We start from the raw sequence: 22,209 nt of genomic DNA, 5'->3' as shown, positions 1-22,209 counted from the left end.
TCCTTCAAGATGAAGGAATTTTTGTTGTAATTATAAAAACAATTCATTTGAATTTTACAGATTTAAACTTAATAGAACCTATTGCCAAGGCAATTCAGGAACAAGGATATACCAACCCAACCCCTATTCAGGAAAAATCGATTCCCGAGATTACCAAAGGAAGAGACTTCCTGGGGTGCGCACAAACAGGAACAGGAAAAACGGCCGCTTTTGCCATTCCGATCCTACAGAATCTTTCTAAGAATAAATTTCCGAACAGAAACATCAAAGCCCTGATCTTAACGCCTACTAGAGAACTGGCAATTCAGATCGAGGAAAACATTACGGCTTATGGAAAATATTTACCCCTGAAACATCTTGTTATTTTCGGAGGGGTAAAGCAGGGAAATCAGGAAAATGCCCTGAGAAGAGGCGTTGATATTCTTGTTGCCACGCCGGGAAGATTGCTGGATTTTATCGCCCAGGGAATCATCAGCCTTAAAAATATTGAAATCTTTGTACTGGACGAAGCCGACCGGATGCTGGATATGGGTTTTGTACATGACGTTAAAAGAGTGATCAAGCTTTTACCACAGAAGAGACAGACTTTATTTTTCTCGGCTACCATGCCTGCAGAGATCCAAAAACTGGCCGACTCTATCCTGAATAACCCGGTAAAGGTAGAAGTGACTCCCGTTTCATCGACGGCTGAAACCATCAAGCAATCGGTTTACTTTGTCGAAAAAGACAATAAACTGGATCTTTTAACGCATATTTTAAAGAACGATATTTCCGATTCCGTACTGGTTTTTGCACGGACGAAGCACGGTGCCGATAAAATTGCCAGAAAGCTGCAGAAAGATAACATCACCACAGAAGCCATCCACGGAAACAAATCGCAGAATGCCCGACAGAATGCGCTGAACAATTTCAAATCAGGCAAAACAAGAGTTCTTGTAGCTACCGATATTGCCGCGAGGGGAATTGATATCGATGAGCTGAAATACGTGGTTAATTTCGAGCTTTCCGACGTTTCCGAGACTTATGTTCACCGGATCGGAAGAACGGGAAGAGCCGGTGCGGAAGGAACTTCCATCTCATTTGTAGACGGTCTGGATTTATTAAATTTAAAAAATACGGAGAAACTGATCGGCATGAAGATCCCGATCGTTAAGGATCACCCGTTCCATACCGACGACCTGGTAGCCCAGAAAAGGGATTCCAACAACAAACCGATGAGATCAGGCGGTGAAAGACCGAAATCCTCAAGACCAAACAATTCAAGGCCAAACAATAATAAAAATAAGCCTGACGGTGCATCCGCTAATGTCGGTTTCAAAAAGCCTAAGAATAAGAATTTCACGAGAAAGAAATAAAGCAAAAACCTTCCGATTCTGGAAGGTTTTTTATGTTTTGGCTAAAATATTTTTGATTAAAAAAAGGATAAAGCCAATTCCTAATTAATATTTAAATAATCTTTTTGCGTTCTCCGTCGTAATTCTGTCGATCTCCGAAAAATCCGTTTTATAAATATCCACCAGTTTTCCGGCCACAAGATCTAAGTAGGAACTCTCATTCCGCTTTCCTCTGTAGGGAACCGGCGCAAGATAGGGAGAATCTGTTTCCAGAACGATTTTATCCAATGGAATTTCGCTCAGAAACTGGTCTATTTTACCGTTTTTAAACGTAACCACTCCACCAATTCCTAAAATGAAATTAAGGTCAACAGCGTGTTTGGCCTGCTCCACATTTCCTGAAAAGCAATGGAAAATCCCGCGAAGCTTTGGGTGTTTTTTTCTTTCCAGCACTTCAAATGTTTCATCGAAGCTTTCCCTGGTATGAATGACAATCGGGAGGTCTCTTTCAATAGCCCAATCGATCTGCTGCTCAAAAGCTTTTACCTGAATATCTAAAGTTGTTTTATCCCAATACAGATCGATCCCGATCTCCCCTATTGCCGGAAAATCTCTGGTATTGAGATAACTCTTCATTGTTTCAAGCTCTTTCTCCCAGGTTTCAGGCTTGACGTAGCACGGATGCAGCCCCATCATGGAGAAAATATGTTCCGGGTACTCTGCTTCCAGCTGCAACATTTTTTCATGGGATTCCGAATTGATAGCCGGAAGGTAAAATTCGGTTATCCCCTTATCCAAAGCTCTCTGAATAGCTTCTTTCCGGTCTTCATCAAATTCTTCTGCGTATAAATGGGTATGGGTATCAATCATTTTTTCTAAAATTTTAATAGGTCTTCGTAAGGATTTTCCAGTCCCAGCAATAATCCGAAAGCGGGTTCTGTTTTTATTCCCTGTTTTTTCAATGCAATAATTTCTTTTTTAAAATCTTCTCCTTTTTCCTGTAATATCCTGTACTCGGCGATCATGTGGCGGTAAGCATTCTGTTCTATTGTAGGCTTATTTTGTCCGAAAATCTCGATGGGAAATTCTTCCAATACGAAATTTAATACAATACATGTTTCACCATTCACAATTGGATAGTCCACTTTGACTTCCAGATCATGACGAATAAATCTTGCAAACGCCACGTCATCCAAAAAATCTTCTTCAAATCGGAGATCAACCTCACAAATTATATCTACATCACTGCCTTCAATATCAATTTCAATAGGAATGGTCCCGGCTAAAATCGGGAAGTAAGCTTTTAGTTTTTCAAAAATACGATGCTTTGAAAGAAGCTGATAAACCTTTTTCTGTGTTTCATTTCCCGATTTCAGATAAGAGATGTTAGTAAAATCAATCATTTGGAAATATGTTATGCTTTACTTTTTCTCTCTGTGCTTCTATCCTTTCTTCCAGTTTTTCCCTAAACTCAATATATTTAGGATCTTTTTCATCACTGCTCCGGTGTTCCAATGCTTTGGAAATTTTAAAGTTTTCCCTGATAAATTCTTTGGTTTCGTCCGAAAAATAAGCGTTGCCGAACTTCTCAAAGATATAATTGACCGCCTGTTCCGTAGGATGGATCATATCTTCCTTATAAAAACGGTAATCACGAAGGTCATCCATCAGTATTTCATAAATGGGAAGATAATGGCAATAATCCAGTTCTTCAGTCATTTCGTGGATGGAAGTGATGAGTTTGGATTTGCTCAGCTGGTTTTCAACCATGCCGTCTCTGGTGTGGCGAACCGGTGATACCGTGAATAAAATCTGCACATCGTCTTTGCAAATGTCTTTGAGGTTTAAAATAGTATCATAAATTGTATCCGTAAGTTCCTGATGGCTCAACAACCTTTTTTCAAAGAACTTTTGGGGAATCCTGTGGCAATTGGCCACCAATTTACTTTTCGGGGTAAATTCATAGATAAATGAAGTTCCATAGGTAATGATGACCCAGCCGCTCTCCTGAAGAAACTGGTTGCCTTCCGTAATCCTGCTATTGATCTTATCCAGTGTCTGATGGATATACCGCGTATCGAAACTCGTATGATGATCCAGTGAAATAAAAGTCTCATCAAAAATAATGAGTTCTTCTTCTCTGTAAAATTCCGAATCGTGAAGCCTTTTAACCGCATTGCTGATCGAGAACGGGTTGAAGATCGTTCCGAAAGGATTACTCACCGTCTGCAGCTGCCCCTGCTTGAAGAGATCCGACATTTCCGAAGCAAAACAGGATCCTATTGAAAATATTTTATCCTCAATCCCGATCTTCTTATTCGATTCCTGAATAGCTACTTCTGTCCTGAACTTCATATTCATTTTGAAAATTTGAGAATTTGAAAATGAAACAATTTAAATTCTCAAATTGACCCATCTTCAAAGTAATACATTAACTTTCTCTTCTCAACAAGTAATTAGCCAATTCGGCAAATGGCTTTTTCTTCTCCTCCGGAATGTCGATCTTCTGAAGGTAACTCTGCCCGATCTCGTTATGTTTTTCGATGAGACGCAATGCTTTCTCATCAACTTTCGTTCTTCTGAAAATCTTTTCTACGCCGTATACTTTATCAATATTATCTGTTTTTTTGGAATACCAGTAATCCAGTTCTTTTCTTTCTTCTTCCGTAGCATGTTCTCTCGCCATCAGATAAAGCACGGTCTTCTTATTTTCATAAATATCTCCGGCGTGCTTTTTACCGAACTGCGCCTGATCACCGAATACATCAAGGTAATCATCCATAATCTGGAATGCGATCCCGATATGTTTCCCGAAGTTGAAAATCGCTTTGGCGTCCTTGAAGTTTGCTTTGGCAATCAGGGCACCGATTTCAAATGAAGACGCGCTCAGAACTCCTGTTTTATAGGTAATCATCCTGATGTAGTCATCAAAAGTCACATTTTCCTGGGTCTCGAAATTGATATCGTACTGTTGCCCTTCACATAGCAACAGGCCGGTATGCGTAAATATTCTGATGCAGGCTTTGAAAATTTCAGGTTCCAGATCTTCAAAAAACTTATAGGCTTTCAGCATCAGTCCGTCCCCGGAAAGGATTCCTACGTTAATCCCATGTAAAGTATGAATGGTTGGCTTGTTTCTTCTCAGCGGAGCCTCATCCATGATATCATCGTGGATCAGGGTAAAGTTATGGAAAAACTCGATAGCCAAAGCAGGTTTTATCGCCTCTTTCAGATCACCGCCGAATAAATCGCACGCCATCAGCACCATGATCGGACGAAGACGCTTTCCGCCGTGTGAAATGATGTAATTCATCGGTTCATACAATTCCGCCGGCTTGTCTTTAAAGGTATATCTGGCAATGGCATCCCCAACAATCTGCTGGTATCGGTCTAAAAATTCCATAAATTCTAATAGTTTAAACAAAAATACAATTTTTCGGGGCTTTTTAAAACAAAAAACTTTGCCCAAGTGAGCAAAGTTTTTGTTATTTATTTTAAAAATATAATCTTAAGATAAAAATGTAACCGCCAGATAAGTAATCCCGGCAACAATCGCAGAAATCGGGATCGTCAGCACCCACGCCCAAAGAAGGCTTACGGTGATTCCCCATCTTACAGCAGAAATCCTTTTCGTCAATCCTACTCCAATAATTGAACCGGTAATGGTATGCGTGGTAGATACAGGAATCCCGAAATGGTCGGTGATAAATAAAGTAATAGCTCCAGCCGTTTCAGCACTTACGCCTTCCAGGGAAGTTACTTTCGTGATCTTGGTACCCATCGTTTTGATAATCTTCCATCCACCACTCATCGTACCCAAAGCGATCGCAATAAAGGAAACCAAAGGAACCCAGATGTAATGCTGTGCGAAATAATCGAAACGAGCACCGGATTCAAGATTAAGATATACCGGATCGTGAAGCATTTCCACATGGTAATAGATCAGTGCCGCCCCAATAATCCCCATTACCTTCTGGGCATCGTTAAGACCATGCCCCAAACTGAATAAAGCAGAAGAAGCCAACTGTAATTTCTTAAATGACTGATCGGCTTTATGAGGATTTGATTTCTTATAAAGGTGAACGATAATTAAGGTAATGATGATGGAAATAATCATCCCGATGATCGGTGCCATGAAAATGAAGAGGAAGATCGGGATCACCTTATCAAATTTCACTACACTCTGGTGCGTCACCTGGCTGAAAGCTTCTTTCATCGTCTCCCAAGCTCCTAAACCGGGCTGGGCCGCTGCCACGTCATGATAATCCATCATAAAGGCGTGCATTAGGGCTGCTCCTAAAAATCCTCCGATCAGCGTGTGTGAAGAGGAAGAAGGGATACCGAACCACCAGGTCAACAAATTCCAGGCAATGGCTGCAACCAGACCTGAGAAAATCACTTCAAGGGTGATAAAATTTTCATTAACGGTTTTGGCAATCGTATTACCAATTTTAAACTCTCCGATGATGTAAGCCGCAATGAAGAAAGCAGCAAAATTCCAGAGCGCTGCCCAAAGAACGGCCTGGAACGGAGTTAAAACCTTTGTAGAAACAATAGTCGCAATTGAGTTGGCCGCATCATGGAAACCATTGATGTAATCGAATACTAAAGCCAATGCAATAATAACTATAAGTAAAATCGGAAATTCCATTGTTTAATTATAATTATTAATTAAGCGTATTTAATCATGATGTTCTCAATCGTGTTGGCAACATCTTCTGCTTTGTCTGTTACTACTTCAAGATAATTAAGTACGGATGAAACTTTGATAATATTGATCGCATCGTTGGTTTCAAATAATTCCACCATCGAGTTGGACAAAAGATCATCGGCGATATTTTCAATAGAATTTACTTTGATACAGGCTTCTTTTACCTGCTCCATATTTTTGAAACCTTTCAAATTCTTCATCGCATTCTGGATCTCCAGGCATGCTTTGTGGATCAGTAATGAGAAATCGGAATACGCTTTCATTTCAGGAGATTTGTACAAGAAAATATACTTTGTGGAAGCATAGATGTAATCGGCGATATCATCCAGCCCGGTAGCCAGTGTGTGGATATCTTCCCTGTCGAAAGGGGTAATGAAGTTTTTCCCCAATTCTACGAAGATTTCGTGGGTAAGCTCATCGTTTTTGTGCTCGTAGTCGCTCATCTTTTTCAGCATGGAATCGTCATTCAGATCGAAATCTTTGATTCCGTGGTTGAATTCCTCAGACATTGCTACAAGGTTTTCTGTTACTTTTTCGAAAAGCACAAAGAAGATTTTATCTTTCGGTTGAAAAGCGTGGAAAATATTACCAATTCCCATTGTAAAGTTTTTATAATTTCGTGTGCAAATTTCTTAAAAAACCCTCTTACCTGAAACAATACAACATTAAGTTTTGTTAACATTGACTTATCCCCTGATTATCAAACAAAAAAACCGGCAATAATGCCGGTTTATGTGGTGTTGAACAAAGGATTAATTGGCCTCTTCAGCCCTCATTTCCTTTCCTCTGAATTTCATTGTGGAAATATTGCTTAAAAGATCGCCTTTATAAGATTTTTCGATCTCGAAGAAAGAGAATTTCTCCAGGATCTCGATATCTCCGATCTCCGCTCTTTTTTTGCTTTTTCCGTTAGACGTCGCTTTATTGATAATATCTAATACATCAAGCTTTTTCAGCTGGTCCTTTTTTCCAAGATTAAAGAAGAATCTTACCATGTTTTCGTTCTTTTTTCTTGGTTTACCGCCGCGTTCTCTTCGTTCTCCCCTATCGCTTCTGTCGCGGTCTCTGCCCCTGTCACGGTCTCTTCTGGAACCTCTGTCGTCATCTCTGCTGCTCAGCTTCTGCTCCATCAGGTCATGTCTGTCTTTATAGTACAGCGCAAGGTCTTTCAGTTGGAACTGAAGAAGCTTATGCGCCAGTTCTTCTTTCGTAAATGCCGATAAATCCGGAATTAAGGAATCATCAAACTCAAAGAAATCTTCGTGGATCTCAAAAAGGCTTTCGAAAACACCGCCTACCTGGGCTTTGATAATATCTTCTCCGGTAGGGATTTTGCCTTCGTTCATCTCAATTTTCGTCACCGATTTGATCTGCTTCAATTTTCTGCTTTCTTCAGGCTTGATCAGGGCAATGGAAATACCGTCTTTTCCTGCTCTACCCGTTCTTCCGCTTCGGTGAACGAATACTTCAGGATCGTCAGGTAAAGAGTAATGAATAACGTGGGTCAGGGAATTTACATCAAGTCCCCTTGCCGCTACGTCCGTCGCTACCAGAATATCGATATTCTTTAGCCTGAACTTTTTCATTACCGTATCTCTCTGTGCCTGAGAAAGATCTCCGTGAAGCGCGTCGGCTGCATATCCGTTTTGCATCAGGAAATCGGCAACTTCTTGGGTTTCCATTCTCGTTCTGCAGAAAATAATGGAATATTGGTTAGGATTTGAATCGATCAGTCTCTTCAAAGCCTCTTTTTTCTGACGGTAACCGGTTACATAGTATTCGTGCTTGATGTTCTTCTTAACTTCGTTAATGGAACCTACGGAAATTCTGTGAGGCTTGGTCAGGTAATTTTTAGAAATACGTTCTACTTCCTTGTTCATCGTTGCAGAGAACAGGAATGTCTGTTTCGTTTCAGGCGTTTCGCTGAGAATGGTTTCCAGTTCGTCTTTGAAGCCCATGGAAAGCATTTCGTCAGCCTCGTCCAGTACCAGCCAGTGGATAGCTGAAAAATCGAGGGCCTTTCTGTTGATAAGGTCGATCACCCTTCCCGGAGTTCCCACAATGATCTGCGGTTTGTCCTTTAGCGATCTCATTTGGTCCATAATACTGCTTCCACCATAAACTGCCGTAGTTTTGATGTCTTTCATGTACTTGGAATAATTTTTTATGTCTTTAGCAATCTGAAGACATAATTCCCGTGTCGGACAAAGCACCAAAAGCTGGATTTTGCGACTCGTTTCGTCAATCATATCCAAAATCGGAAGCGAAAATGCTGCTGTTTTGCCTGTCCCCGTCTGCGCAAGTGCGATCAAGTCGCGAATATCTGAAAGAATGAAAGGGATAGTCTGTTTTTGGATTTCTGTCGGGCTTTCGTAGCCCAGTTCGCCAATTGCCTTAAGAATATCAGGACTTAAATTGGTCTCCGTAAATAAATTCATTAAATATTATAAAATTTCTGCAAAGATACAATAAATATTGATTTGTTTTTGAATTAATTATGAAATATACAAACTTAAATTCACAATCATTTAAGATTTTTTTAATTTTTAAAAAATTTACCGCAAAAAAACAGCACCTGCGTTAAAAACATGTTAAAAATTATTTTTTTTTGTTAAATTGGATTGATTTTTTCTGTGTGATTTATGAATTTTCAGAAATTAACTATGAAACGCCTGTTCTTCTTTTTGATATTCTTTTTCAGAACATTTGAAATTTCTGCCCAAACCAATAGCTATCCACCTAGTTGGACCTTAGAGAACTGTATTGAATATGCAAAGCAGCACAACATCTCCATCAATTCTTTACGCCTTTCCAGAAACTCTGCGGAACAGGATCTGCTTCAGGCGAAAGAAGCCAAATACCCCAATCTGAATGCCACAGTTTCACAAGGTATTGTGGCCGTGAACGGAAATAACGGGCTAAATGTAAACGGAATACCATCACAAAGCATAGGTGCAAGTTCGTCCATGACTTTATACCGTGCAGGCTATATCAGGAATAACGAAATTTCCAAAAATCTTCTGGTACAGATGGCAGATCTGTCGGTGCAGGAAGCCCAGAACAACATCACCCTAAGCATCACCCAAGCCTACCTTAATATTTTGATGACGGAAGAAAATATTGTCGCCTTTCAGGAAATTTTAACCACTACAAGAACACAGCTGAAACAGGGTGACCAACTTTATAAAGCGGGCAGTATTTCCAAGCTGAACTACCTCCAGATCCAAGCACAGGTCGCCCAGGACGAATACAATCTTGTTGCCGCGCAGAATAACCTCAGAACCTACATTGTTAATCTGAAACAGATTTTACAGCTTCCCACCGACTACGATTTTCAGATCGTAAAACCGGAAAGCATTACAGTCGATGAAAACTTTAAAACCCTGTCCGAAGTTCAGAACATGGCCCAGAATCAGCGGCCGGAAGTAAAATATGGGGAACTGAATATCGAAAATTCCAAAACCAATCTGAAAATGGCCCGGGCTTCCATCTTTCCGACACTAAGCCTCACCGGAAATATTTCCAGCAATTACGCTTATAATAACGGAAATTATTTTAACCAGCTGGGAAACAACTTTTTCTTACCGATAGGCCTCAGCTTAGGAATCCCGATTTACAACAACAGGATTTATCGGACAGCCATTGAAAAATCAAAAATCGAGATCCAGCAAGCTAATTTAGATTTACTAAATACCAAAACCGTACTTAACCAGCAAATCGAGCAAGCTTACATCAGCCTCCAAAACTCGGTCTCGCAATATGAATCGGCATCCCGGCAGATGGATCTCAATAAACAGAGCTATGATATCGTGACCGCCCAGATGAAACTGGGAAGCATTGATTATGTGCAGCTTCAGCAGCAGCGGCTCACCTACATCCAATCGATACAGAATTTTCTTCAGGCAAAATATTCGGCAGTCCTCAATGAGCAGATCTACGAATTTTATGCAGGAAACCCCATAAACATAAGATAAACTATGAAAGGAAAAAATAAAAAATTGCTGTACTGGATGATCGGCGGCATCATTGTATTGGGCGCTGTCTGGTACTTTTTTATCCGCGAAAAAGAAGTTAAAATCCAGTTGGAAACGGTAAAGCCTGAAATGGGCGAGATCTCAAATTCCATTACGGCAACCGGCAAAGTTCAGCCTGTTGATACGGTGGCTGTCGGTACGCAGATTTCCGGGATCATAAAAAAAACCTATGTCGATTTTAATTCTACGGTTAAAAAAGGACAGCTCCTGGCGACCCTGGATCCCGATCTGTTCCAATACCAGACCGAACAGATCAATGCCAATCTACAGAATGCGAAAAGCAACCTGTCTTATAATGAAATCAACTTCAACCGTCAGCGTCAGCTTTATAAGGTTGGTGCTATCAGTAAAGCAGATTTTGATGTAGCGACCAACCAGTACAATGCTGCAAGGGCACAGGTAAATTCCGTAAGCGCACAGCTTTCCACGGCCAGGAAAAATTTATCCTTGACGAATATTTACTCTCCAATCGACGGAACCGTCCTGAACCGGAATGTAAGCGAAGGACAGACCGTAGCTTCGAGCTTCAGCACGCCTACCCTTTTCAGTATTGCGAAAGATCTAACGAAAATGCAGATCCGGGCCTCGGTGGATGAAGCGGATATTGGAAATGTCGTAAAAGGCCAGAGAGCCACCTTTACCGTAGATGCCTTTCCCGACGAAACCTTTAACGGAAGCGTATCGGAAGTACGGCTGCAGCCTACCGTTTCCTCCAATGTCGTGAATTATACCACCATCATCAACGCAGATAATTCAAGCTTAAAATTAAAACCCGGGATGACGGCCAACATCACAATTTACACCCAAGTTCTGAAAAACATTATGAAAATCCCAGCCGCCGCAACCAGCTTCAGGCCGGACAGCCTGGTGATGAAAAAGTACAAAGTGGATTCACCTTTCGCTAATGGAAAAGGGAAAAGAAAAGGCACCGGGCCGAAAAAAGAAAAATCCGGTGGGGAAAATAAAAGTGAAGCCGCAGGCGTATGGGTGATCGGAAAAGACAGCATCATTACCCGGAAGAGGATCAGAACCGGAATGGACAACGACACGGAAATCCAGGTTATTTCGGGACTTGACAGAAACGACAATATCATCATAGGATATAAAAATTTATCGAAGAAATCCTCCGGTAATGCCGCTAAAAGCCCTTTTATGCCTCAGCGAAGAGGTGGAGGAAGCGGCGGAGGAAACCGTGGCGGCAGTGGCGGACCGAGATAAAAAAGCAATAGTCAACAACAAATCACTATCAATAAAAAATCACCATGCCGGAAAAAATTCTCGAAATAAATGATCTCAAAAGGGACTTCAAAATGGGCGAAGAGATCGTCCATGCCTTGAAAGGCGTTACATTTTCCGTGGAAAAGGGTGAATTTGTAACGATTATGGGGAGCAGCGGCTCCGGGAAATCCACCCTGCTCAACATCCTGGGATGTCTGGACAAACCGACCAGCGGGGATTATATTCTGGACGGCATCAACATCAAAAACCTTAACCGTGATGAACTGGCGGTGCTGAGAAACCAGAAGATCGGGTTTGTCTTCCAGTCCTATAATCTTCTCCCAAGGACTACGGCCAAAGAAAATGTGGAACTTCCCCTTTTATATAATTCAAAAATATCTTCAGAGGAAAGAAACGAGCGGTCCGTTAAAGCACTCACTGCCGTAAAACTGGAAACGAGGATCGACCACCTGCCCAACCAGATGTCGGGCGGACAACAGCAAAGGGTGGCTATCGCAAGAGCTTTGGTGAATGAGCCGGTGATGATTCTCGCCGATGAGGCTACCGGAAACCTGGATACCAGAACGTCTTACGAGATCATGGCCCTGATGCAGGACCTGAACAGCCAGGGCAGCACGATTGTATTTGTTACCCACGAACCGGATATCGCAACCTTCAGCAGCCGGACGGTTACGCTGCGGGACGGAAAAGTGGTCAAGGATATTAAAAATGAAGATATAAAATCTGCCCGGGAAGCACTGGAAAGCCTCCCGTTAAATGATGATTACAAATAAATGATTTAAAACCGAATCGGCATGAACCTTTCAAACCTATTCAGAATAGCCTGGCGGGCCCTTTTACGAAATAAGCTCCGCGCCTTTCTTACGATGCTGGGAATCATCATTGGAGTGGCTTCGGTAATTGCCATGACGGCTATCGGTGAAGGTTCCAAGAAAAGCATCAGCGACCAGCTTTCATCAATGGGCTCGAATATGATCACCATCCGTCCTTCCAGCAACGTAAATGTTTCCGGCGGGGCAAGGATCGGGGCAACAGGATTGCAAACGCTGCGAACACAGGATGTCGATGCTATAGAAAAAGGGGCACCGGATGTTTCCTATGTTTCCCCGGCCGTGCAGACCAACGGACAGGCCATCAGCGGACCGAACAACTGGCCGACACAGTTGCAAGGCGTGAACGAAGATTATTTCAGCATCCGCGACTGGGGAATTTCCGACGGATCGCTGTTTACCAAGAAAGACGTGACTTCTTCCAATAAAGTCTGCCTCCTTGGTCAGACCGTGGTCGCCAATCTTTTTCCAAATGGTGAAGATCCGGTTGGCAGCATTATCCGCTTCAATAAAGTTCCGATGAAGGTGATTGGCGTCCTGGCAGCAAAAGGCTCCAATGCATTCGGACAGGATCAGGATGATGTGATTATTGCTCCGTTTAGTACGGTACAGCGCAGATTCCTGGGAATTACCTATGTACAGACGATCTATGCTTCCTCTACCAGCGAGAACACTTCCCAGCAGGCTACGGATGAGATTTCGGAAATTTTAAGGAAACAGCATAAGCTTGCTGAAGACGGCAGCAATGACGATTTTTCCGTAAGAACGCAGGCTGAACTAATTTCAACCATGAGCTCAACCAGCCAGCTTCTAACGGTGCTATTATCAGCCATTGCGGGGATTTCGCTGATTGTAGGAGGAATCGGCATCATGAACATCATGTATGTTTCCGTTACCGAAAGGACTAAGGAAATAGGCCTGAGAATGTCGATCGGCGCCAGAGGAAAAGATATCCTGTACCAGTTTTTAATTGAAGCGATCATGATCAGCATTACCGGCGGGATCATCGGTGTATTATTGGGTGTTTTAACCTCGAAACTTGTCACGCTTTTCCTTTCATGGCCGACGTATATTACCGAATCATCCATTATCATTTCATTCATCGTCTGTGCCATTACCGGTGTGTTCTTCGGATATTATCCGGCTTTGAAAGCTTCAAAACTCGATCCTATCGAAGCATTACGGTATGAATAGTTTTTGTAATTTTAAAGAAATTAAGATCAATAAAAAACAAATCGTATGTCGGCAGTACTTTCTTCTGAGGTTTTCGGATTTTTAAAAAAGCTTAGTCAAAATAACAACCGCGAGTGGTTTACCGAACATAAAAACCTGTATGTTGAATCGCAGCAGCATGTCATTGCATTCCTTGAGGACTTGATCAAAGAAATGTCAGGATTTGATGAAGAGCTTGCGAAAATCGATGCTAAAAAGGCGTTGTTCAGGATTTACCGCGATACCCGTTTCTCCAAGGATAAAATTCCGTACAAAACGAATTTCGGCGCTTCGCTGGGAATGGGGAAAGGGAGTCAGAAAGGTGGCTATTATCTGCATCTGGAGCCTGGAAAATCTTTTATCACCGGAGGAATTTATATGCCGGAGCCATCCGTTTTAAAAGAATTGAGAAGGGAAATTTCATTATATGCGGATGATTTTTTAGCTGTCATCAACAATAAAGCGTTTAAAAAGCATTTCCCTGAACTGGATCAGGAAGACAAGCTGAAGAAAATTCCCCAGGGATTTGAAAAAGATGACCCCATGGCCGAATACCTTAAACTAAAAAATTTCATTGTCGTTTATAATCTAAAAGACGAAGAAGTGCTGGATAAAAATGCCGTTAAAAACCTTACCAACATTTTCAAATTGATGAAACCACTGAACGACTTTCTGAATGCGCCGCTGGTTTGAGGGAAATGATGAAAGGTCAATGGTGAATTTTGCTTTGCAAGAGAATGGTCAATTACCGATCGAAATAAAAATTGACAAGCGCAGCGAATTGACCCTTAGGAATTCACCATTGACTGATACTAAATTGTGAATGGTCAATTTTGCTTCGCAAGTGAATGGTCAATTACCTATCGAAATAAAAATTGACAAGCGCAGCGAATTGACGCGTAGGAATTCACCATTGACTATTACTAAATTGTGAATGGTCAATTTTGCTTCGCAAGTGAATGGTCAATTACCGATCGAAATAAAAATTGACAAGCACAGCGAATTGACTCGTAGGAATTCACCATTGACTATTACTAAATTGTGAATGGTCAATTTTGCTTTGCAAGTGAATGGTCAATTACCTATCGAAATAAAAATTGACAAGCGCAGCGAATTGACGCGTAGGAATTCACCATTGACTATTACTAAATTGTGAATGGTCAATTTTGCTTCGCAAGTGAATGGTCAATTACCAATCGAAATAAAAATTGACAAGCACAGCGAATTGACTCGTAGGAATTCACCATTGACTATTGATGAATAGTGAATTGTCAATTTGCTTCGCAAGTGAATGGTCAATTACCGAACGAAATAAAAATTGACAAGCACAGCGAATTGACCCGTAGGAATTCACCATTGATTATTGCCGAATAGTGAATTTCATACCATACGACAAGTAGTTGTCGTATTTTTCATAGACATAATTAAATACTGAATTTCAATCAGTTACATTTTAATATTTTTAACAATAATTTAACATTTTTATGTATCTTTGTTCTTGTCAAAAGCAAAAAGATGTCTCTATACCAAAGAATTGCTGAAAATCTACAATTTATCAGTCCGGGATTTTATAAAAAAAGATTTTTTAAAAGTTTAAATAATCTCAGTAAAGACAATTTCTCTGTAAGAAATGTAGAACCGGAACTGGTGTGGATCAAAGAATTCTTACCCAAAAATGCGGTGATTCTTGACATCGGAGCGAATGTAGGAACATTCCTGTACCAGCTTGAAAAGAAGCTGGATCATGAAAAGATCTATGCTTTTGAACCCAACAAAAAACTGTACCGCAGATTAAAAAGGATTTTTCCTGAAATGCGTGTTTTTCCTCTCGCGCTTTCTGATGAAAATACAACCGCAGAGTTCAAAGTTCCCATTATTAACGGAAAAACCGTAGCCTCAAGAGGTACTCTGAAAACCTCTTACAAAGAAAAAGGTGAAGAAAAAAGCTATACCGAAAAAGTAAAGGTGATAAAGCTCGACGAATGGGCAGCGATAGAAAACTTCACACGGCTTGATTTCATCAAAATAGATGTCGAAGGAAACGAAATGAAAACACTTTCCGGAGCCCGGGAAGTAATCGGTAAATTTTTGCCGGTCATGATGGTGGAAATGGAGCAGAGACATCACGAAACACCAGTCTGGCAGGAAATTGCGGAAGTGGAATCGTGGGGATATGAAGCAAAATTTTTAGACAGGAATTCGTTTACCCTTGAAAAACTGACGGAAGAGATTCTACTTAAAAACACCAGTGACGAGAAAAACAAAAAAGAATACATCAACAATATCATTTTTATCCCAAAAAGCCAGTAAGAGATGAGTGTAGTAGCAAGGCAAGGGTTTAAATATTCTATCATCGGCTATGTAGGGTTCCTGCTGGGAACGGTTTCGGCAATTTTTATTTTTCCAAACGACTTTACCTTTTACGGCACACTCAGGTACAGCATGCAGACCGCAGAAATGCTTGTTCCGTTTGTGGTGTTCGGGATTTCTTATGCGAATGTAAAATTTTACCACAGTGTTCAGAAAGACGGCAAAAACCAGAATATGCTTTCGTTGTCACTCATCACCATTCTGATCAATTTTCTTATTTTCTGCGGCGTATTTTTTATACTTCCCCATTTTTATCCTAAATTTATGAATACCAAAGCATGGAATCTAAAAGAGATCGTGCTTCCGCTCATTTTGGTTTTATCATTCTGCGCCGTATTCAACAAATATATCTCAAATTTTAAAAGAATCGTCGTTTCTAATATCTTCGACAATCTTTTTCCTAAAATAGCCAATCTTGGTGCCTTTTGTCTTTTTTTTTATTTTACACTTTCACAGCAGACCGCACTGGCGTTTTTCTTTGGAGTTTTTGCTCTCATGCTTTTCGGATACATTTATTATACCAATAAGCTGGAAAAAATCCAACTTGATTTCAGCACCGATTATTTTAAGAAAGATGATTTCTGGAAAGAGTTTACGAGCTACAGCTTTTTCGGCTTTTTAGGAACTTTCGGAAACTATCTGGCCATCAACAGCTTTATGATCGGGGAATACATGGGAATGGAAGAAAACGGGATCTATTCTACATTGTATGCGCTCATTTCCCTGATTTCCATTCCGCAACTGGGCCTGTTTAATATTTCGGCACCGATTATCAGCAAAAATCTCGCAGACGGCGACATGGAAGGACTTGATAAATTCCATAAAAAAACGTCGCTCACTTTATATTTTTTAGGCGCTGTGCTGTTTTCCTGTATTATGGTCGGGTTTCCCTATCTCACTTATTTTATGCCGAAAAACGGCGTAATGCTTAGAGAATACGAGCCGGTAGTCTGGATCTGGGGTTCGGCGGTACTGGTTGACCTGGCAACAGGATTTAACGGAAATATTATTTCACTTTCAAAATATTATAAATTTAATATTCTGGTAATGCTCCTGCTTGCAGGGTTGACGATCAGTTTAAATTTTTACTTTTTAGAAAATACGGATTTAAAGCTTATCGGAATTGCATTATCTACCGCAATATCGCTGATCATTTACAATGTGGTGAAAATTGCTTTCAATTATATCGTATTTAAAGTTTCACCCCTGACGATTGAGATGATTTTCGTTTCCATTATCTGTACACTGGCAATCACGGTGGCGATTGTACTACCGAATTTCAGTAATAATTTCGTCAACCTGATCTATAAACCGGCAGTGGTTTTAATATTAATATTCATTGGGAATTATTTCACTAATATATTCCCGATTGAAGATTACCTGAATAAAAACTTTATTAAAAGTATCTTTAAATTTAAGTAGAAATCAAGCTTTTGAGAACCTTTTCAAGCTGCTCTTTTACTGCTTTTTTAGGATAGTCTTTCTGAAAATTGAACGGGGTATTTTTCAACTCTTCAAATTGTTTGACAATATCCTTCTTTTCAGGAACAATAAAATCCAGATGGGAATGGTAATTTTCCGGGAAAACAGCCGGTTTTCCGAATTTAATGGCATCTCCTAAATTTCCGGTCATTTTGGTTTTCCCGTAAATTTCCTTTTGGCTGAAAAATTCCGTTTCTTCCTGAATAGGACACCATAACACATCGGCTTTCTGCATCCAGCGGTCAAAATCTGCCTGTGAAACCCTTTCGGTAAAATAAGTTATATTGATGTATTGTAATGAATCTTCAAGCTCAGTAATCTGCTTCAGTTCCGTTTTTTTAGCCATTCCTAAGAAGACAAATTCTATCGATTTAGACTGAACGCCAGCACAATACAGATCCTCCAGTTTTCTGATGGCTGCGAATACTTTCTGATAATCCCTCCTTTTTTGAGAAACTCCGCCGGGAATAACGACCACAAGCGTCTCATGATCCGAGGTACTCTCCTTTTTTGTGTAAAATATCGGGAGAAACCTGAGACGTTCGGAGCTGAGTTCTGCATCGAGAACCAGAAGATTTTTTGCCTTCTGATATACTTTTGAAGAATAAAAAAGCCCTTCTTTCCACCAGAGTTTTAACCTGTAAACAACATCTGCCTTAAAAATGTTTCTGAATAAATGTAATCCTGAAATATTTGTAAAGTTAATATTATGAACAATAACGGCAGAATCGTACTTTTCAGCAATGATCCTGAAAGTATCAAAGTACCGATGCGCAGTTCCGATGATAATGAGGTCATACGGCTTAGATTTCAGCTGATCAAGAATCATTGAGCTATCCGACAGAAAAACATTTTCCCCGGAATATCCGGTCTCATCTTTTATTCTTTTTGAAAAATAATAATCCACCCTAAACAGATCGGAATCCTGCATGATATCAATGAAATCCAGGGCAACTTCAGAATGGGTATCTATTTCTATGTAAGCTATATTTTTCAAGATGGTTTTTTGCTAAATTCAATTTATATATATATCATTTGAACGGATAATTACTTGTTTAAGTCTTCAGCCATTTCTTCTTCAGCATGTTCCAACGCTGCCTGTTGATAGCCTTTTGTTCATCAGCCGATATTTTCAATTCCAATTTGTGGCTTCGGCAGTTTTCATAAGATCCGACAATTGAGAAAAAGAAAGCAATTGATTTGCTTTTCAAAGCTTCCTTAAAGGCTGCGATGTAGGCTAAGACCCTTTTCAATCCTAAAAAATAAAAATATTTCCCGTAATAATCTGCGGGTTTTATCGTGTAATCGGCTCCTTTTATTTTAATCAGCTTTACATGCAGTTCATCAAGGACAACTTCCTTCCAGCCAAGATTCTGAAGCAAAATCCCGTCAATATTATCCCAGCCTAATGTTTCCCTGATTCCCTTCATCTGTACGAAGCTTTCTTTACGGTATGCCTTCAGAGGACCGCGAACGTGATGTTTATTAGAATTTCCTTCATACACCCAGCTTCCGTCTTTTTCAATGTATAACAATCCGCCTATCAGGCCATAATCAGGATGATCAGCAAATGCTTTCTCTATTTTTTCAAGATAATCTTCCGGAAAGATCACATCAGAATCAAATTTGCAGATGATGTCGAAATGATCTAATTTTTGGGTATCCAGGCCTTTATTAAAAGCATTTACCACTTTCGATCCCGGCTGATGAAGAGACTTCTGAAGATTAATGGTCTCAAAACGGGTATCATCTTTCGAATATTTTTTGATGATTTCGGCCGTGTTATCCGTAGAGCCATCGTTCACAATGACCACTCTGAAATCTCCAAAGCTTTGCCACTGTAAAGAATCCAGGGTAAAAGGAAGATTGCCTTCCTCATTATAAGCAGGAATTACAATTAAAAACCTCAATTTAAAACTATTAATGATGAATGATAAGCGATTGATGATAATACATTAATCACTTGTCGTTTACTTACCTGTTGTGCGGCTTCAGCATATTTCTCGGATCAAGGATCTCATCCAGTTTTTCCTGTGACAAAATACCTTTTTCCAACACAAGATTGTAGACGCTTTTGCCTGTTTCCAATGCTTCTTTTGCAATTTCCGTAGAATGTTTGTAGCCTATATACGGATTAAGTGCTGTCACAATTCCGATGCTGTGCTTTACCATGTTCAGGCATACTTCGCGGTTTGCGGTAATTCCAACAACACATTTTTCACGAAGTGTATCCAGTGCGTTACAAAGAAAGTGAATATTCTCCATGATGGCGTGGGAAAGTACGGGCTCCATCACATTGAGCTGCAATTGTCCCGCCTCCGCGGCAAAGGTCACCGTAAGATCATTTCCAAATACTTTAAAGCAAACCTGATTTACCACTTCGGGAATCACAGGATTCACTTTCCCCGGCATGATAGAAGATCCCGGCTGCATGGGCGGAAGATTGATTTCAAAAAGCCCGGCTCTGGGTCCGGAGGAAAGCAGCCTTAAATCGTTGCAGATTTTAGAGAGTTTTACCGCTAGACGCTTTGTGGCAGAAGAATAAATCACATACGAGCCTGTATCGGGGGTTGCTTCCACAAGATCCGGAGCAGAAACTACAGGAAAACCGCTGATCTGCGCCAGATTTTTGGCACACAAAGCGGCGTATCCTACAGGAGCATTCAGTCCGGTTCCGATTGCCGTAGCTCCCATATTTACTTCCACAAAAAGACTTGCATTACTGTTCAGTTTTGAAACATCTTCTTCCAGTGTCGCGGCAAAAGCTTCAAATTCCTGTCCCAAAGTCATCGGAACAGCGTCCTGAAGCTGTGTACGTCCCATTTTAATGACATCTTGAAATTCCTTCCCTTTTTCCCGGAACGCCTTTACAATTTTTACCAGCTTCTCTACCAGGGTTGCATTCATCTGCAGCAGACCCATTTTAATGGCCGTCGGATAAGCATCATTGGTCGATTGCGATAAATTGACATGATCATTCGGCGAACAAAACTCATATTGGCCTTTATTTTTACCCAATTTTTCTAAAACCCTGTTGGCTATGACTTCATTGGCGTTCATATTGATTGATGTTCCCGCTCCTCCCTGAATCATGTCTACCGGGAACTGTTCGTGAAGTTCCCCGTTAATAATTTCATCGCAGACTTCAGCGATGTTAAAATACATATCTTCGTTAAGGAGCCCCAATTCATAGTTCGTTTTTGCGGCCGCTTTTTTTACAAAGGCCAAGCCTCTGATGAATTGCGGATATGACGATAAGAGCTGTCCTGAAATTTTAAAATTATCGATTGCCCGCTGTGTCTGTACTCCATAGTAAGCATTGACGGGAACACTTAATTCCCCTAGTAAATCACTCTCTTTTCTGTAATTTTCCATAATTGTCGATTACTGTAACCATTGATTAATATACACCTGTTACCGTGTACTAATTTAGCAATAAAATAAGACTTAGATCATCACTAAATTCTTTCTGTTGATAAATTGTTACATTGGTACATTTTTACATTTGGTATAATGGTACATTTCTTATTTCACCGGATATTTCAGATTTAAAGCCTGCAGGATCGAATAGGTTTCAGCATCCATGATTCCGTCATAATTCTGCGGCCGGAAATGATACTGAAAGGCTTCGATTGTTTTCTTTGTCGCGTCGTCCCATTTCCCGGTAAGATCCAGTGCGTAGCCGAATTTCTGCAATTGGGTCTGAACATTAAAAATAAATGTCGGATCATTATATTGAATCTGGAAATCCGTAGATGTGGCCAGATCATAGAAGGACTGCTTTTGTGCTTCATCATACCACATTCCGATCTGATAGTCGTCATACAGTTTTTTCCATGGAAACAACGGTCCCGGATCTTGTTTTCTGGTAGGGGCAATATCAGAATGGGCCAGAATATTTGTCGCCGGAATCTGATACCTGGTGATAATATCCTTCACCAAAGCAGCCACTTTCTTTACCTGAGCCTCATCAAACGGGGCAAATACTTTTTTACCTGAAGCATCGGTTGTGTAGCCTGTATTAACGATCTCAATTCCAATGGAAGTGTCGTTTAGATTTTTATCGGCTCTCCATGCGCTGACCCCCGCATGATAGGCCCGTTTGTTTTCGTCTACCAACTGGTAAATTTCGTTATCCCCGGTATTGTTAACCAGATAATGAGCACTGACCGACTGTTGCGTAAGAACAGTGATCGATTTGTCATCAGGAAGCGCCGTGTAATGAAGAATAAGATATTTTTGTCTGAAATTTTGTGCGATCGCAGGAAAATAGTCTTTTACCACTTTATAACCTGCCGGTTTTGCGGAAACAATAGATCCGTAGCTGGCCGTGTTATCATTCTTTGCAGGATCTGCAATATTGGTGGTATAAAATTCGACTCCATGGTCGGTAGTAATCTTTGGTTTTGGCTTTTCAGCGGGTGTGTTCACTGCTGTTTTAGGCTGTATTGATGGGGTTTTGGGAATGTATTGCCTTTTTTTTGCATTTTGCTGTGAAGTACAGGAAAAAACGGCTACGCTTAATCCGATGATATATAATGTTTTACGCATTTGTTTATTTTTTTTCTTAGTTTATCAGCTCAAAAATACGTAAATTTTTCTTGAAAAATATTTGGTAAATAAAGAAATCTATTCTATATTTGCACTCGCAATAAAGGAACAACGATCATTAAAAAACGAAGATAAACAGGAGGGTTGCCGGAGTGGTTAACGGAGCAGTTTGCTAAACTGTCGACGCGAAAGTGTCGCAAGGGTTCGAATCCCTTACCCTCCGCTTTTCTATTATATCTTTTTCGGGGCGTAGCGTAGTCCGGTCATCGCGCCTGGTTTGGGACCAGGAGGTCGCAGGTTCGAATCCTGCCGCCCCGACTTTTTAAGCTTAATATCGTAAGCAACAATCAACTTTAATGGGTGCGTAGCTCAGCTGGATAGAGCATCTGCCTTCTAAGCAGACGGTCAAAGGTTCGAATCCTTTCGCGCTCACTTTTAAACTCACA

19 protein-coding genes and 3 tRNA genes are annotated in these 22,209 nt (G+C 40.6%); 11 read left to right on the top strand and 11 right to left on the bottom strand.

The window, feature by feature from the left end; all coding sequences use genetic code 11:
- Nucleotides 1–47: 47 nt before the first annotated feature.
- Nucleotides 48–1,355: a DEAD/DEAH box helicase gene (locus AC0N32_RS19035; protein WP_476395418.1), complete on the top strand. Its 1,308-nt coding sequence runs from the start codon at nt 48–50 to the stop codon at nt 1,353–1,355.
- An 84-nt stretch (nt 1,356–1,439) separates the two neighbouring features.
- Here AC0N32_RS19035 and AC0N32_RS19030 read toward each other — a convergent pair whose 3' ends face one another.
- From AC0N32_RS19030 to AC0N32_RS19000, 7 genes are all read right to left on the bottom strand, one after another.
- Nucleotides 1,440–2,204, bottom strand: coding sequence for a TatD family hydrolase (locus AC0N32_RS19030; RefSeq protein ID WP_476395417.1), 765 nt, complete (start codon nt 2,202–2,204; stop codon nt 1,440–1,442).
- Nucleotides 2,205–2,209: 5 nt separating this feature from the next.
- Entirely contained in the window at nt 2,210–2,737 is a 528-nt protein-coding gene (locus AC0N32_RS19025; protein WP_476395416.1) for a DUF4269 domain-containing protein, read from the bottom strand.
- Nucleotides 2,730–3,689: a GSCFA domain-containing protein gene (locus AC0N32_RS19020; protein ID WP_476395415.1), complete on the bottom strand. Its 960-nt coding sequence runs from the start codon at nt 3,687–3,689 to the stop codon at nt 2,730–2,732. The genes AC0N32_RS19025 and AC0N32_RS19020 overlap by 8 nt, the downstream gene beginning before the upstream one ends.
- A gap of 76 nt (nt 3,690–3,765) precedes the next feature.
- Complete coding sequence (locus AC0N32_RS19015) at nt 3,766–4,737, bottom strand: polyprenyl synthetase family protein (RefSeq protein ID WP_476395414.1); 972 nt, start codon at nt 4,735–4,737, stop codon at nt 3,766–3,768.
- A gap of 105 nt (nt 4,738–4,842) precedes the next feature.
- Nucleotides 4,843–5,985: an inorganic phosphate transporter gene (locus tag AC0N32_RS19010; protein WP_476395413.1), complete on the bottom strand. Its 1,143-nt coding sequence runs from the start codon at nt 5,983–5,985 to the stop codon at nt 4,843–4,845.
- Nucleotides 5,986–6,005: 20 nt separating this feature from the next.
- Complete coding sequence (locus AC0N32_RS19005) at nt 6,006–6,644, bottom strand: DUF47 domain-containing protein (RefSeq protein ID WP_076392175.1); 639 nt, start codon at nt 6,642–6,644, stop codon at nt 6,006–6,008.
- 153 nt (nt 6,645–6,797) lie between these two features.
- Nucleotides 6,798–8,483 carry a DEAD/DEAH box helicase gene (locus AC0N32_RS19000; protein ID WP_476395412.1) on the bottom strand — a complete coding sequence of 562 codons (1,686 nt, stop codon included), beginning with the start codon at nt 8,481–8,483 and terminating at the stop codon, nt 6,798–6,800.
- 225 nt (nt 8,484–8,708) lie between these two features.
- Between AC0N32_RS19000 and AC0N32_RS18995 the strand changes: the two genes are divergently transcribed.
- From AC0N32_RS18995 to AC0N32_RS18965, 7 genes are all read left to right on the top strand, one after another.
- Nucleotides 8,709–10,019 carry a TolC family protein gene (locus tag AC0N32_RS18995; RefSeq protein ID WP_476395411.1) on the top strand — a complete coding sequence of 437 codons (1,311 nt, stop codon included), beginning with the start codon at nt 8,709–8,711 and terminating at the stop codon, nt 10,017–10,019.
- Between the two features lie 3 nt (nt 10,020–10,022).
- Entirely contained in the window at nt 10,023–11,297 is a 1,275-nt protein-coding gene (locus AC0N32_RS18990; protein WP_476395410.1) for an efflux RND transporter periplasmic adaptor subunit, read from the top strand.
- Nucleotides 11,298–11,341: 44 nt separating this feature from the next.
- On the top strand, nt 11,342–12,091 hold the full coding sequence (locus tag AC0N32_RS18985) for an ABC transporter ATP-binding protein (RefSeq protein WP_476395409.1): 750 nt from the start codon (nt 11,342–11,344) through the stop codon (nt 12,089–12,091).
- A gap of 21 nt (nt 12,092–12,112) precedes the next feature.
- On the top strand, nt 12,113–13,342 hold the full coding sequence (locus AC0N32_RS18980) for an ABC transporter permease (protein WP_476395408.1): 1,230 nt from the start codon (nt 12,113–12,115) through the stop codon (nt 13,340–13,342).
- A gap of 45 nt (nt 13,343–13,387) precedes the next feature.
- Complete coding sequence (locus AC0N32_RS18975) at nt 13,388–14,053, top strand: DUF2461 domain-containing protein (RefSeq protein WP_476395407.1); 666 nt, start codon at nt 13,388–13,390, stop codon at nt 14,051–14,053.
- An 822-nt stretch (nt 14,054–14,875) separates the two neighbouring features.
- Nucleotides 14,876–15,670 carry an FkbM family methyltransferase gene (locus tag AC0N32_RS18970; protein WP_476395406.1) on the top strand — a complete coding sequence of 265 codons (795 nt, stop codon included), beginning with the start codon at nt 14,876–14,878 and terminating at the stop codon, nt 15,668–15,670.
- A 3-nt stretch (nt 15,671–15,673) separates the two neighbouring features.
- Nucleotides 15,674–17,152: a lipopolysaccharide biosynthesis protein gene (locus AC0N32_RS18965; protein WP_476395405.1), complete on the top strand. Its 1,479-nt coding sequence runs from the start codon at nt 15,674–15,676 to the stop codon at nt 17,150–17,152.
- On the opposite strand, the gene AC0N32_RS18960 is transcribed toward AC0N32_RS18965, so the two are convergent.
- From AC0N32_RS18960 to AC0N32_RS18945, 4 genes are all read right to left on the bottom strand, one after another.
- The gene (locus AC0N32_RS18960) at nt 17,145–18,209 is read right to left on the bottom strand and encodes a hypothetical protein (RefSeq protein WP_476395404.1); all 1,065 of its coding nucleotides are present in this window, start codon (nt 18,207–18,209) and stop codon (nt 17,145–17,147) included. The two genes, AC0N32_RS18965 and AC0N32_RS18960, sit on opposite strands and share 8 nt — an antisense overlap.
- 58 nt (nt 18,210–18,267) lie before the next feature.
- Entirely contained in the window at nt 18,268–19,122 is an 855-nt protein-coding gene (locus AC0N32_RS18955) for a glycosyltransferase family 2 protein (RefSeq protein ID WP_476395403.1), read from the bottom strand.
- 64 nt (nt 19,123–19,186) lie between these two features.
- Nucleotides 19,187–20,587: an aspartate ammonia-lyase gene (gene aspA / locus AC0N32_RS18950; RefSeq protein WP_476395402.1), complete on the bottom strand. Its 1,401-nt coding sequence runs from the start codon at nt 20,585–20,587 to the stop codon at nt 19,187–19,189.
- Nucleotides 20,588–20,737: 150 nt separating this feature from the next.
- Nucleotides 20,738–21,763 carry an N-acetylmuramoyl-L-alanine amidase gene (locus tag AC0N32_RS18945; RefSeq protein WP_476395401.1) on the bottom strand — a complete coding sequence of 342 codons (1,026 nt, stop codon included), beginning with the start codon at nt 21,761–21,763 and terminating at the stop codon, nt 20,738–20,740.
- Nucleotides 21,764–21,901: 138 nt separating this feature from the next.
- On the opposite strand from AC0N32_RS18945, the gene AC0N32_RS18940 reads away from it, so the two are divergent.
- From AC0N32_RS18940 to AC0N32_RS18930, 3 genes are all read left to right on the top strand, one after another.
- Nucleotides 21,902–21,986, top strand: a tRNA-Ser gene (locus tag AC0N32_RS18940).
- A 20-nt stretch (nt 21,987–22,006) separates the two neighbouring features.
- Nucleotides 22,007–22,081: transfer RNA gene (locus AC0N32_RS18935), tRNA-Pro, on the top strand.
- 40 nt (nt 22,082–22,121) lie between these two features.
- Nucleotides 22,122–22,195 (top strand) — tRNA-Arg (locus AC0N32_RS18930).
- Nucleotides 22,196–22,209: the final 14 nt, after the last annotated feature.

The organism is Chryseobacterium endophyticum (assembly GCF_056333165.1).
This window is presented reverse-complemented; position numbering and strand designations above follow the sequence as displayed.

Bases quoted from the DNA above. Each gene is read 5' to 3' on its own strand.
- AC0N32_RS18985 (WP_476395409.1), top strand. From the start codon at position 11,342: ATGCCGGAAAAAATTCTCGAAATAAATGATCTCAAAAGGGACTTCAAA.
- AC0N32_RS18975 (WP_476395407.1), top strand. From the start codon at position 13,388: ATGTCGGCAGTACTTTCTTCTGAGGTTTTCGGATTTTTAAAAAAGCTT.
- AC0N32_RS19025 (WP_476395416.1), bottom strand. From the start codon at position 2,737: ATGATTGATTTTACTAACATCTCTTATCTGAAATCGGGAAATGAAACA.
- AC0N32_RS19000 (WP_476395412.1), bottom strand. From the start codon at position 8,483: ATGAATTTATTTACGGAGACCAATTTAAGTCCTGATATTCTTAAGGCA.
- AC0N32_RS19015 (WP_476395414.1), bottom strand. From the start codon at position 4,737: ATGGAATTTTTAGACCGATACCAGCAGATTGTTGGGGATGCCATTGCC.
- AC0N32_RS18995 (WP_476395411.1), top strand. From the start codon at position 8,709: ATGAAACGCCTGTTCTTCTTTTTGATATTCTTTTTCAGAACATTTGAA.
- AC0N32_RS18945 (WP_476395401.1), bottom strand. From the start codon at position 21,763: ATGCGTAAAACATTATATATCATCGGATTAAGCGTAGCCGTTTTTTCC.
- aspA (WP_476395402.1), bottom strand. From the start codon at position 20,587: ATGGAAAATTACAGAAAAGAGAGTGATTTACTAGGGGAATTAAGTGTT.
- AC0N32_RS19005 (WP_076392175.1), bottom strand. From the start codon at position 6,644: ATGGGAATTGGTAATATTTTCCACGCTTTTCAACCGAAAGATAAAATC.
- AC0N32_RS18990 (WP_476395410.1), top strand. From the start codon at position 10,023: ATGAAAGGAAAAAATAAAAAATTGCTGTACTGGATGATCGGCGGCATC.
- AC0N32_RS18980 (WP_476395408.1), top strand. From the start codon at position 12,113: ATGAACCTTTCAAACCTATTCAGAATAGCCTGGCGGGCCCTTTTACGA.
- AC0N32_RS19020 (WP_476395415.1), bottom strand. From the start codon at position 3,689: ATGAAGTTCAGGACAGAAGTAGCTATTCAGGAATCGAATAAGAAGATC.
- AC0N32_RS19030 (WP_476395417.1), bottom strand. From the start codon at position 2,204: ATGATTGATACCCATACCCATTTATACGCAGAAGAATTTGATGAAGAC.
- AC0N32_RS18965 (WP_476395405.1), top strand. From the start codon at position 15,674: ATGAGTGTAGTAGCAAGGCAAGGGTTTAAATATTCTATCATCGGCTAT.
- AC0N32_RS19010 (WP_476395413.1), bottom strand. From the start codon at position 5,985: ATGGAATTTCCGATTTTACTTATAGTTATTATTGCATTGGCTTTAGTA.
- AC0N32_RS18970 (WP_476395406.1), top strand. From the start codon at position 14,876: ATGTCTCTATACCAAAGAATTGCTGAAAATCTACAATTTATCAGTCCG.